This window comes from Leptolyngbya sp. FACHB-8 (genome assembly GCF_014695575.1).
Classification (GTDB): domain Bacteria; phylum Cyanobacteriota; class Cyanobacteriia; order Elainellales; family Elainellaceae; genus Vacuolonema.
The window spans coordinates 39702-50682 of sequence record NZ_JACJOO010000017.1 but is presented as its reverse complement, the minus strand read 5'-3'; the positions used below and the strand labels follow the sequence as shown (position 1 = coordinate 50682).

The window sequence follows — 10981 nt, the reverse complement described above, 5'->3', positions numbered from 1 at the left end:
GAACCTGGGTATGGAAGTGATGCACGAGCGCAACGCTCACAACTTCCCCCTCGACCTGGCTGCTGGTGAGGCTGCTCCTGTCGCTCTGACCGCTCCTGCTATCAACGGTTAATCCTGAGCTACCTAACAAAAAAGCGCTCCTTCGGGGGCGCTTTTTTGTTGCTGATTGCGGGCTATCGGAACCAAATCGAGATTATTTGTGAGCCTGTCAAGTCTTTTGACTTTGAGCCATCAGATAAACAACAACCTCATCGAGGGATTGGAAGATTCCATCTGGCCAACGCGATCGCTCTTGCCTAAGCACATACTCTTCTTTCGTACTGGCATCATTTTGAAGAAGTTGATAACCAATGCTGGCCGCAATTTTTCTAATCGTCTCGAAAGTAGTCATAGGGAAGCACGAGGAGGTGAATTAGTTCCATCAAATCAGTTGAAATACTGAGTATCACTCTGCTTTCGGATACACCTTCTTCTACTTCTCAAGAGAGAAAAAATAAGGTTTTTAGTCTGGATAGCCTTCTCCTTAACAGTCCTGCAACGCCATTCATTCTGAATCCTATAAGTAGGCTCGTTCTGATAAGGGTAATAGTGTAAATATTTATACTAATCAAGATGCTGTCTCACCTTCTGCTGCCTCATCTCCATTTGCCCGCATTTTGGCGATCGCCTCGCTAACCCACGTTCGAACGCTCGACTTAGGAGATTTCCAGATAAGAACTTCCCCATTATTTGGAAAAAAGGCGCGGCGAAGCCGCGCCTTTTTTCCAAATAATGGGGATATTGTTTCTCAGAAATCTCCTTAGGTACCGTTGGGGTAGAGTTCTAAGCGTGTGGATGGGATGTGGTGAAAAAGGCACGAAGTACCCCTTTCACCACGTTCCATTCACGCGTTCGAAACATGGCCAACTGATACTTGTCCTTCGATATCTCTTTTGTTACCACTGTAGGAGGATAAACAGTTCTTACTGTAGTCCTGAAAGAGGCTGAATTCAAACAATGCCAGACGGGTAAAACTTAAGTGATATGAAAAACGCACTCCCCCCAGACGCGATTCATGCGCGGCTACAGTATACATATACGCTGTTTCACGATATTCGGCAGAAATTTAATAAAAATGCTGTTGAACGAGGAGGTTACGAACGAGCAGATGTTACTTCAATGTATGTTCGTAAGTATGGTGTCAAGGCTTACGCATTCCTGGGCGGTGCTAAAAACTGTGCTGTAGAGTCTTCATTTACTGAGGAACAGGAGCGTTATATCGATGAAACCCTAACATCACTCACGGGCTTTATTGTCGGCAAATATGCAACCTGTTCATTCGCAGATAGAGTTACTCATCATTATGTTCACACCACTGCGCCTTACTTCGTTCTGGCGATGTTGGGAAGTACTGAGGCTCTACTCAACGAGTACCTGAATGCTAAACCGGAAGATGCCGCGATTTTGGATGCTATTTTCCGTGTGGCAGGCGGTGAAGGATTTCGTGACCTAATGCGTATCTATGGTGCTGATCTGCTTGATGGGGTTTTAACCAACAAAAAAGTGTCACAACCTAAAACTTTAGCCTTCGTAGATCTTCATGATTGCTATCGTAAGGATGACTCAGGGAAAACACTTCCCGGCAAGTACGAAGTTTGGTGTCCTGGACGCAGTTTGGCACGGGCATATCTCAATCAGTGTCAGATAGCGGCGCAAACCTTAGCCAACCAACACGGTGTCCGTTTTGCGCCGAGTACAAGCGAAGAATTTCAGGCCTTTCCCCAAGAAATTAGTATCTATATGAAGCAGTTTCTGCAAGCTATGATTTCTCCCATATTAGAAAAATATGGGATTACCTGACTATAGGTTGCCACCCTATAGCCATAGAGTGCTGCTCATATCTTGCACCTTTTATTAGAACCCCACACCAGGAAAAGTGCTATCAAACTTCGGTTTCAACTTTTGAAACCATATCGGATAGCCAGGAAGCAACCTGATAGATTTAATTCAACGTTCACTATTCTTCAGGAAGCAATATGAAACACATTGCGATCGCCCTGCTTGGTATTGGTAGCACTCTGGTGTCGGGTATTGGCGGACAGGTACAGTCTGCCGATTTGATGGTGAACTTTAAGCAGTCAGTTAATAGAGGAGAGGCAACGACTTCTCAAGTGAGTGATGCAACGCCTGATCAGCCTGTAACACCCATATCTTCTCAGCAGAAGGATAATGCTCCCTGTATTGCCTGTGGTATGGGTTGATGTTCAAGCGATCGCGCCCGGCACCGTGGATAGGGCTCTCGCTGATGCCTACACCTGATTTTTTCCAGGCTTCACAACCACTATTTGAAGCGGGAGCCGTGCAGGTTTTGGAGTGGAGCTTTGATATGGGGTGGGAAGCAGATTTACCGGATTGGGTCACCCATCTGCTGGAGTTTTATAGCCAGCGCGATCGCCTGCTGGGACATGGAGTCACCTATTCTTTACTCTCAGCTCAATGGGAAGAAGCCCAAGATCAATGGCTGAAGAACCTGCAGGAGGAGTGCAAACGGTATCGCTATCGTCACATCTCTGAGCATTTTGGTTGGATGGCGGCGGGCAACTTTGTCCAGAGTGCCCCGCTGCCCCTGCCGCTGACAGCCGACACATTGCGTTTAGGGTGCGATCGCCTCAATTGTTTAGCAGCGGCGGCAAAGGTTCCTATTGGCTTAGAAAACCTGGCTTTTGCATTTGGGCAGCGAGATGTTGAAGAGCAAGGAACTTTCCTCGATCAACTGCTGGCCCATGTTCAAGGTTTTCTGGTGCTGGATCTGCACAATTTGTATTGCCAAATTCACAACTTTCAGCAATCACCAGAAGCATTACTCAAGCGCTACCCACTCCATCGGGTTCGGGAACTCCACATTTCTGGCGGTTCCTGGAGCAAAAGTGCATCGAGTGATTCTATGATTCGACGGGATACCCACGACGGGCCTGTTCCAGAAATGGTATTCGAGTTACTGGCGATCGCACTCCAACATTGTTCCCATGTTGAAGCCGTAATTTTCGAGCGTCTGGGGCATACCCTTTCAACTGAGACGGAACAACAGCAGTGGCGACAGGATTTCCAGCGTATTCAGCAAATCGTTCACCAAAGGCGACGATGACAAAAGATTTAGCGCACTTTCAGAGTACTCTACTAGAAATTCTGGCTGCCTCAACGGATGCAGATGGCCTTTTACTCCAATTGCAACAGGAGGAGTTCTCCCAGCAATGGACCGATTACATTGCAACCTTCGAGCTTCCCATGGTGGAAGTTGCGGCTGAATTGGTTCGGAAATGGGGAAAACGCTCAGCAGACGTGCGTAAGCCCTAACTCTTAATAATTTGTGCTGCTTCCTCTTTTTCAACATCTGTCACTCGGAGGGCAACATGGGTTTTGAAGGTAGTCATCGCAAACCTCTTTTGTATGGAAACACAGGGGTGCATCCCACTTTTGCAGATTTGGAAACCCGCTTTTGTAAGTGGGATGCACCCAAACACAAAACGCATTAAGTTGCTAATCGCCATCCCCGGATTTTCAGGCGATCGCCTTCGACGGCTGTGGATCGGGCAACTTCAGGGAAATAATGCCTGCGGCCAACACAAATAGGGTAGACACCCCTAAACATCCCACTAGCCCCGAAAGTTGATAAACCAAGCCCGACAGCACCGTGCCAACCAATCGTCCACCGGAATTTGCCATGTAATAGAACCCGACGTTCAGTGCCACTTTGTCATCGTCCGTAAAGGCTAATACCAGGTAGGAGTGAACGGCTGAGTTGAAGGCAAATACGATGCCAAAGACAGCCAATCCTACAATGATGACCTGAGCGGCTGGAAGCCCAGCTTGAAGGGCAACGGCGATCGCCGCTGGCACGGTCGTTAGGGTAAAGGTCCAGAACTGAATTGTTTTAGACTGGGGCGGTTGCCCACCATTAAACCGATTTAACAACGTGGGGGCTAGAAATTGAACGGCTCCATAACCAATCACCCAACACGCCAGAAATCCACCCGCCTCAAAGAATGACCACCCTAAAATGCTGCGGAGAAATACAGGTAAACCCACCACAAACCAGACATCTCTGGATCCAAATAGGAAGAATCGTGCTGCCGAGAGGACGTTAATCTCAGGGCTTTTAGAAAACAGTTGGGTGAACTTGACCTTCGCTTTAATCTTGCCCATACCTCCGGGCAGGAAAAAGCCTGTCAGCATCACTAAAAAGAGACCCGCTGCCATCATCCACAGCGAATTCACAAAGCCCACAGTCGCCAGTAGCGCTGCCCCCATGAAAAAGCCCACGCCCTTGAGGGCATTCTTCGAGCCTGTAAGGACAGCTACCCACTTGAACAGGGAGGATTGTGCGTCCTGAGGCACCACTAGACGAATGGCACTCTTAGAACTCATCTTGGTGAGGTCTTTGGCAATACCGGAAAAAGCCTGGGCTGTCATAACGTAGGCGATCGCCATCCACTGCACCCAATCCCGGTTCAGGAATGACAGCATGAGTAGTGCAAATACCTGTAGCCCAATTCCTGCATAGAGTGTGAGCTTCAAACCCATCTGGGAACCAATCCAACCTCCCAGAAAGTTAGTAACAATACCAAATGCCTCATAAAAGAGGAACAGAAATGCAATTTGCAGAGGGGTGTAGCCAATCTCGTTAAAATACAGCAGCACCAACATTCGCAGTGCGCCATCGGTGAGCGTAAAGCCCCAATAGGCGAGCGTCACCAGCATGTAATTTTTGAGATTGGCATTAGAGGCGGTTGTCGCTGCACCCATGGATTTGAACTCCTTACGGTTTGAGGCTTAGAGCAACTTTTTTCGCCAGTTCGGCCATGCGGTTTACGTAGCCCCACTCGTTGTCATACCAGGCCAGAATTTTCACCTGGGTGTCATTCACCACCATCGTTGAAAGGGCATCAATGATAGAAGAACGAGGATCATCCTTATAGTCAACCGACACAAGGGGGCGCTCCTCATAGCCCAAAATGCCCTTAAGTGGGCCATCAGCCGCCGCTTTCAGGAGAGTATTCACCTCTTCAACCGTAGTGGGTTGAGTAATTTCAAAGACACAATCTGTTAACGAGGCATTGAGGAGAGGCACTCGCACTGCCAAGCCATTGAGCTTCCCCTTCAATTCGGGATAAATGAGGGCGATCGCTGTTGCAGAACCCGTCGTAGTGGGAATCAGTGACAAGCTGGTAGCCCGCGCCCGTTGCAGGTCTTTGTGGGGTGCATCGACAATCGTTTGAGTATTGGTGTTGTCGTGAATGGTTGTGATGACCCCGTGCCGAATACCCAGACCTTCATGGATAACCTTGACGACAGGAGCCAAACAGTTCGTAGTGCAGGACGCAGCCGTTAATAGGTGATGCTGCTCAGGATGATAGAGATGATCATTAATCCCCATCACAATATTCAACGCTTGCTCCTTAACCGGGGCGGCCACAATTACCTTCTGTACCCCCCGCTTGAAGTACGGGTCAAGGGTTTCAATCGTTCTGAACTTGCCAGAACACTCCAATACTAAGTCAACCCCTAATTCATCCCAGGGTATCTCGCCAGGAGTGTGATACTCGCTAAAGCTCAGGGACTTGTTATCGATCCAGATGCGATCACCCTTCGACTCAACTTCTGGATACCACCGGCCATGGACTGAATCAAACTTCAGTAGGTGAGCGGCAGCCTCGGTTTCCCCTTTGACTTCGTTGATGTGGACAAACTCTAATTCCGGCCAGCCCCAGGCTACCCGGAGTGTCAGCCGTCCCATTCTGCCAAAGCCATTAATGCCAACTCGAATCGCCATAACTTGTTCTGACGTGAAGATATAAAACTGAAAACTCTTCTTGCATTGCCGTAATTTACCCAGAGGCAGGCTCGGAGCCTCTCTTCAACAAGTGCTTCTGCACAGCCTCGTAGGTTTTGTGCGGCAGGAGGAAACCAGCCTCCAGTATGAGCCAGGAGGTATTGTTGAGGAATATTCCAAAAACTCTACCAATCCAGGCTTCTTCTAGAGCGATCGCAATCTACACACCGTTTCTCAACAGGGTGCAACCATAAGTCCACACCTCTCATCCAACTTTAAGGGGTATTTAGCTTTATCATTTCAAAATAAATTGATTTGACAAGTCAAGTAGAACACATGAAGTATTAATAAAATTGATGTTTAACTTCAGTCGCCGCAGGGACGGGCAGGCAAGATAGGGCTGAATCGGCGAAACTCTGATAGATACTGCTCCAGGACAACAAACTGGGAAAGGTTCAAGCTGTAGTAAATCCACCGCCCCTCCTGCCTGGAGCGAACTAATTCTGCTGCTTTCAAGTTTTTTAGGTGGAAGGAGAGCTTTGACTGTGTGACCCCTAGCTTCTCACAGAGATCGCAAACACAGAGTTCCTGATCTCTTAGTAGCTCGATGACTTGAATTCGTAGGGGATCAGAGAGTGCGTGAAACCCTGCAACAATAGAGCTTGATGGTAGTGCAGTAGGCTTTTGCATCAAAATTTATTGAATCGATTTGTCTTGAAATGTAGCTTTTTTTGAAAGGATGGTCAACTAACTACGGTAACCGGCATTGCAATAGACATCGCCCTGATGTGAACTATTGCTAATCGTATAAAGCTTATTCAATGCCTTTTCAACTGTAATCTTGCTATCGGCAATTCAATTATCCATGAAGTGGTACTGTCAATATAGGCAAGGCGATCGGAAGTAACCAAACCCAAAGTTGACACTGGCTTTGATTAATTTCTGATTGGCTGAGAAGAAAGTCAATTCGTTCTTCTAATCGAGTGACAGGAGTTGTGTCATAGAATGCAGCGCAGTGATAATGAGGAGTAGAAGTAGCTCGCACAACAAACAACAAGGTTTCTGCTAATGTCAGAGGATCGACCCGCTGGGCTGCCCAACCATCTGCGCGAAGCTCTCGTAACAGTAGTAGTTCTTGCCAAAGCAATTCCGTTTTAGGGAGCCAAAAGGTGAATTGCCGAATCCAATTTAGCCAGAAGAAGAAGAAAGTATCATGGTAATACCAGTGCGCTTCTTCATGGCTCATAACGGCTTCTATTTGGTTCTCACTCAAAGATTGCAGCAAGCCCCGGCTAACGACTAACTCTGATTTCCAGAGACCGACTTGAGCTGCAAATAGATTGTGAATTTCTAAGACTCGCCCTGTTCTACCTAAGATGATGGTTGATTGTAGCGATCGGACTTGTTGAATCGCTTGCCATTGTTGTCCAAACAGGAAGGCAAGCGATACCCCTGCAATTACAAAAAATCCTAAAGCAATGTGGCATCCCATCCATCCAACAGGATATTGCAGCATTGTGCCATGATGCCCCATGCCGAGGACAATCATACTCGTCGTTAGCAACAGAAGAGGCGGCAAAAGAAACGCTCCTAAAGTTCGTTGCCAACGGTTAGCCCACGTACCTGGAGAGCGGAACCAACAAAGCCGGGTCAGTCCTGCGATCGCCACGGCTATGAGCATGATGCTTAAATGCATTATTGCTTCTCCCTGTTTTGCCGCAGAGCTCGAATCCGATCCGCGATCGCCTCCAGTTGTTCTAAACTACCTGTATCCAGGCTATCTGCAAATGCTGCAACCACGTCAGGATTGCTCACTGCGAGAAACTGATTCAGTTGGGCATGGGATTGTAGAGCCCTAGCTTCTTCTTGAGAGATTTGGGGTTGCCACTGGAAGGCTTTTTCCTGTTTATGGCACATGACCCAACCTTTCTGCGCTAGACGATTTAAGACTGTTGTAACAGAGGCTTGGGCAAGTTCGCGATCGGGGTCAGACAGGATGCGATCGTGAATTTCCTTAACGGTTGCTGACCCAAACTCCCAAAGGATTTCCAGGATCTCGCTTTCGAGTGGACCCAATGAGAGCTGCTTAGGGCGGTGGTCTGGCAGAGGCGACATGGGTAATGGGAATCCAAAATTGAAATCAGTTTACACTGCCGACAGGATCTATTCTTCTCCACGTAGGATGAACCGTCCCTAGAACCGATGCGAATACCTCCTTCAGCCTTTGCTTGAGTTTCTGCAACCTAAAGGTTTGTAAAACTTTGACAGGTTGTCTTTTGACAACGTATTCAGGTGTGGGGCATAGTCATCACGCCTCTGTTTTTGACAAAAGGCAATCAATATGAGTAAGTCAGCAACCGCTTTTAATCAAACATCAACTGTCCAATCTCCTGGTCATCGGTTTTACCGAACCGTATGGCGCTGGCACTTCTATGCTGGTTTATTTGTCATTCCCTTCATGCTCATTTTGGCAATAACAGGCATTATCTACCTGTTTAAGCCTCAGCTTGATACTGCCATGTATCACAACTTGATGTTTGTGCAACCTGGAGCTAACACTCTGTCCTATACAGAACAGGTGCATTCCGTTCAGAAGATATATCCTGGTGCGACTGTCACTCAAGTTACACCTAACATTGCAGTCGATCGCAGCAGTGAAGTATTGGTAACGACGACAGATGAACGCAACTTGATGGTCTTTGTCGATCCTCATACAGGCCAAGTGTTAGGCAGCCGAGATGAAGATAATAACCTTCAGGCGATCACCCGCAAGATTCACGGTGAGTTATTGATCGGCAAGTTGGGGGATTATCTGGTCGAGTTGGCTGCTTGCTGGGGGCTAGTGCTGTTGATTTCAGGACTTTACTTGTGGCTGCCACGGAACAAATTCTCAGTTTTAGGCACTTTAATTCCCCGTCTTTGGAGCCAGAACAAGCGAGTATTCTGGAGAGATTTGCATGCTGTTCCTGGCTTTTATGGCATTCTCTTGATCGGGTTTCTGATCCTCACGGGCTTACCCTGGACGGGCTTTTGGGGAGAAACTTTTGCCAATGTATATGGAAAGTTTCCCGCTCAAATGTGGGATGACGTGCCCCAATCAACCGTATTGACCGGCTCACTGAACCAGCGAGGGCAAGTAGTGCCTTGGGCTGTAGAACAGCTACCCATGCCGCAATCGACAGATGCTGGTCACAGTAACCACGGCAATCACGGAGAGGCCGGTTCTGCTCCTACTCAAGCGGGCGTTATCCCTGGTACGACCGTAGATCTCAACTCTGTTATTGCCTTAGCTCAAGAGAAGGGTGCACCTCCTGGCTTCAGTGTGACGTTACCGGAAGGAGAAACAGGGGTATACACAGTTTCGGCTTTCCCGGGTGACCCAACTCAGGAAGTGACAATGCACATTGATCAATACAGTGGCAAAGTGCTGGCAGACGTCCGATGGAAAGATTATGGTCTACTTCCCAAAGCTGTCGAAATGGGAGCTGCGATTCACATGGGAAAATATTTTGGATGGGCAAACCAATTGCTGATGCTGCTCGCAGCTTTGATTGTGATGTTGCTCTCGATTACGGGAGCCGTGATGTGGTGGCAACGTCGTCCTCAAGAACCTGGGCTTATTGGTGCTCCTGCTATGCCACCCTATGTACAAAATTGGCGGGTTCCATTGGCGATCGTTGCAGTGCTGGGACTAGCATTTCCCCTAGTTGGCCTTTCGCTGGTGGTTGTCCTTCTGCTGGACTACTTTGTGTTGTCGCGTATTCCCGCACTTAAGCGAGTTTTTAACTAAAGTTTGGTATAAGGAGATTTCTGAGAAACAATATCCCCAATATTTGGAAAAAAGGCGCGACTTCGCCGCGCCTTTTTTCCAAATATTGGGGAAGTTCTTATCTGGAAATCTCCTTAGGTTTATTGCTGCTGAATTCGTAGTAGAAGTACTTGCCAAGGAGCATCTGGATGAGGTCTAGGGGGCGATCGCGCTCTGCTGCAACATGGAACTTGAGCACTTTTGTTGATTTAGATCTCAACCGACAGAACCACAGAAGCTGAGCTGCTTATGGGGAACTGGCCCTGGATCCATGGACTGGGTTCTGTCTAATGCAGCTTAAATCGACAGAAAAATACATGTTAAACATGAGAAGCAGAACGTACCCCGGAGCCAAGAAGCCTTTCAACACAAGTTCTTCACATTCATCACTTAGAATTATTGCATTAGAAACAACAGACACTTAACCGTAAGTACCTTTATTCTCTTAAGGCTTATGGCTATGGCACTTTATCCATCGAAATAACAACTAGCTATGGAAGTCATTCAAGAATTACGTAAGCAGGAATGGTGCCTTTCGGAAACGATCGCCATCATTAAGACAGAACTCGCTAATATTGGCGGTCATACCTATCGTGAATGTTGGCTGGATTCCTATCAAGATCTCAGTGTAGCAAAGCGTTATACCCGCTTACGGTGGTTTGTTGATGTCGCAACCCAAAAGAAGGGTGCTCGAATACTCAAAAGAACAGAAGTGGAAAAAGCCGCTCGGGCGATCGCCCTATGGGCAGAGCTAGCCTGGTTAGAAGGTGAACTAAACCGTGCGGGTCTAGAAATACAGACAATAGAGAAGACAATGATATAGCAAGGGCTACAACAGTCTTCAGCCAAAAGCTAAATTATGGACGAGCTGGGTTTGACGTACTTAGGATTTTTACAAGATTAAAACCTGTAACTTTTATGGGAGCGTGCGGCGGAGCCGCACGCTCCCATAAAAGTTATACAAGTTATTTTTGTAAGGATCCTTGAGGTCAAGGACATGTTTGCCGTAAACGCTTGTCTGGGTCTAGGCAAACCCATTACCCTGTGTGGAGTAATGAGAGCGTTGCAATTGCCTCGATCAGAGCATGCTAACTATTTTATAGCTCTCAGCAACACCGATTTTTGTGTGACTCGTTCAGCCGAAATACAGCGCTTTTCAAACGCTTAAAACCTGGTTGTTTTTGTGGGAGCCGCGCGGAGCGCGGCTCCCACAAAAACAACCGTGGCTGATTCAAGCACAGAGTGCTGTAAATCAGTAAAAGGCTTGCCATCCTCATTCTGCTAAATCTCTTGCCAGAAGGTGGTTTCCCACTCTGGGCAGATTGCCAGAAGGGCTAGTTCTGCCCAGAGTGATATATAGCCCT

Annotated in this window: 12 protein-coding genes and 1 pseudogene; 7 read left to right on the top strand and 6 right to left on the bottom strand. The window is 47.6% G+C overall.

The window, feature by feature from the left end; genetic code table 11:
* A pseudogene (locus tag H6F91_RS04210) lies at nt 1–112 on the top strand (photosystem II q(b) protein); the annotation flags it as partial.
* Between the two features lie 96 nt (nt 113–208).
* On the opposite strand, the gene H6F91_RS04205 reads toward H6F91_RS04210, so the two are convergent.
* Nucleotides 209–391, bottom strand: coding sequence for a hypothetical protein (locus H6F91_RS04205; RefSeq protein WP_190774529.1), 183 nt, complete (start codon nt 389–391; stop codon nt 209–211).
* A gap of 632 nt (nt 392–1023) precedes the next feature.
* Between H6F91_RS04205 and H6F91_RS04200 the strand changes: the two genes are divergently transcribed.
* From H6F91_RS04200 to H6F91_RS04185, 4 genes are all read left to right on the top strand, one after another.
* Nucleotides 1024–1839 carry a hypothetical protein gene (locus H6F91_RS04200; protein ID WP_190774528.1) on the top strand — a complete coding sequence of 272 codons (816 nt, stop codon included), beginning with the start codon at nt 1024–1026 and terminating at the stop codon, nt 1837–1839.
* A 176-nt stretch (nt 1840–2015) separates the two neighbouring features.
* The gene (locus H6F91_RS04195; protein WP_190774527.1) at nt 2016–2240 is read left to right on the top strand and encodes a hypothetical protein; all 225 of its coding nucleotides are present in this window, start codon (nt 2016–2018) and stop codon (nt 2238–2240) included.
* A gap of 44 nt (nt 2241–2284) precedes the next feature.
* Nucleotides 2285–3124, top strand: coding sequence for a DUF692 family multinuclear iron-containing protein (locus H6F91_RS04190; RefSeq protein WP_190774526.1), 840 nt, complete (start codon nt 2285–2287; stop codon nt 3122–3124).
* Complete coding sequence (locus H6F91_RS04185) at nt 3121–3333, top strand: hypothetical protein (RefSeq protein ID WP_190774525.1); 213 nt, start codon at nt 3121–3123, stop codon at nt 3331–3333. Before H6F91_RS04190 ends, H6F91_RS04185 begins: the two co-directional genes overlap by 4 nt.
* Nucleotides 3334–3537: 204 nt before the next feature.
* Here H6F91_RS04185 and arsJ read toward each other — a convergent pair whose 3' ends face one another.
* The 5 genes from arsJ to H6F91_RS04160 form a co-directional block, all read right to left on the bottom strand.
* A complete protein-coding gene (arsJ, locus tag H6F91_RS04180) occupies nt 3538–4782 on the bottom strand; it encodes an organoarsenical effux MFS transporter ArsJ (protein ID WP_190774524.1) in 1245 nt (414 codons plus the stop codon).
* A 13-nt stretch (nt 4783–4795) separates the two neighbouring features.
* Complete coding sequence (locus H6F91_RS04175) at nt 4796–5809, bottom strand: ArsJ-associated glyceraldehyde-3-phosphate dehydrogenase (protein WP_190789235.1); 1014 nt, start codon at nt 5807–5809, stop codon at nt 4796–4798.
* Between the two features lie 366 nt (nt 5810–6175).
* Nucleotides 6176–6499, bottom strand: a complete 324-nt coding sequence (locus H6F91_RS04170; protein WP_190774522.1) for a metalloregulator ArsR/SmtB family transcription factor — start codon at nt 6497–6499, stop codon at nt 6176–6178.
* Between the two features lie 169 nt (nt 6500–6668).
* A complete protein-coding gene (locus H6F91_RS04165; protein WP_190774521.1) occupies nt 6669–7505 on the bottom strand; it encodes a M56 family metallopeptidase in 837 nt (278 codons plus the stop codon).
* Nucleotides 7505–7924, bottom strand: coding sequence for a BlaI/MecI/CopY family transcriptional regulator (locus tag H6F91_RS04160; RefSeq protein WP_190774520.1), 420 nt, complete (start codon nt 7922–7924; stop codon nt 7505–7507). Before H6F91_RS04160 ends, H6F91_RS04165 begins: the two co-directional genes overlap by 1 nt.
* Nucleotides 7925–8150: 226 nt before the next feature.
* Between H6F91_RS04160 and H6F91_RS04155 the strand changes: the two genes are divergently transcribed.
* Both H6F91_RS04155 and H6F91_RS04150 read left to right on the top strand, forming a co-directional pair.
* The gene (locus tag H6F91_RS04155) at nt 8151–9599 is read left to right on the top strand and encodes a PepSY domain-containing protein (protein WP_190774519.1); all 1449 of its coding nucleotides are present in this window, start codon (nt 8151–8153) and stop codon (nt 9597–9599) included.
* Nucleotides 9600–10110: 511 nt separating this feature from the next.
* Nucleotides 10111–10440 carry a hypothetical protein gene (locus H6F91_RS04150; RefSeq protein WP_190789234.1) on the top strand — a complete coding sequence of 110 codons (330 nt, stop codon included), beginning with the start codon at nt 10111–10113 and terminating at the stop codon, nt 10438–10440.
* The last annotated feature ends 541 nt before the right edge of the window (nt 10441–10981 follow it).

Bases quoted from the DNA above. Each gene is read 5' to 3' on its own strand.
- H6F91_RS04200 (WP_190774528.1), top strand. From the start codon at position 1,024: ATGAAAAACGCACTCCCCCCAGACGCGATTCATGCGCGGCTACAGTAT.
- H6F91_RS04170 (WP_190774522.1), bottom strand. From the start codon at position 6,499: ATGCAAAAGCCTACTGCACTACCATCAAGCTCTATTGTTGCAGGGTTT.
- H6F91_RS04205 (WP_190774529.1), bottom strand. From the start codon at position 391: ATGACTACTTTCGAGACGATTAGAAAAATTGCGGCCAGCATTGGTTAT.
- H6F91_RS04165 (WP_190774521.1), bottom strand. From the start codon at position 7,505: ATGCATTTAAGCATCATGCTCATAGCCGTGGCGATCGCAGGACTGACC.
- H6F91_RS04185 (WP_190774525.1), top strand. From the start codon at position 3,121: ATGACAAAAGATTTAGCGCACTTTCAGAGTACTCTACTAGAAATTCTG.
- H6F91_RS04150 (WP_190789234.1), top strand. From the start codon at position 10,111: ATGGAAGTCATTCAAGAATTACGTAAGCAGGAATGGTGCCTTTCGGAA.
- H6F91_RS04190 (WP_190774526.1), top strand. From the start codon at position 2,285: ATGCCTACACCTGATTTTTTCCAGGCTTCACAACCACTATTTGAAGCG.
- arsJ (WP_190774524.1), bottom strand. From the start codon at position 4,782: ATGGGTGCAGCGACAACCGCCTCTAATGCCAATCTCAAAAATTACATG.
- H6F91_RS04195 (WP_190774527.1), top strand. From the start codon at position 2,016: ATGAAACACATTGCGATCGCCCTGCTTGGTATTGGTAGCACTCTGGTG.
- H6F91_RS04175 (WP_190789235.1), bottom strand. From the start codon at position 5,809: ATGGCGATTCGAGTTGGCATTAATGGCTTTGGCAGAATGGGACGGCTG.
- H6F91_RS04155 (WP_190774519.1), top strand. From the start codon at position 8,151: ATGAGTAAGTCAGCAACCGCTTTTAATCAAACATCAACTGTCCAATCT.
- H6F91_RS04160 (WP_190774520.1), bottom strand. From the start codon at position 7,924: ATGTCGCCTCTGCCAGACCACCGCCCTAAGCAGCTCTCATTGGGTCCA.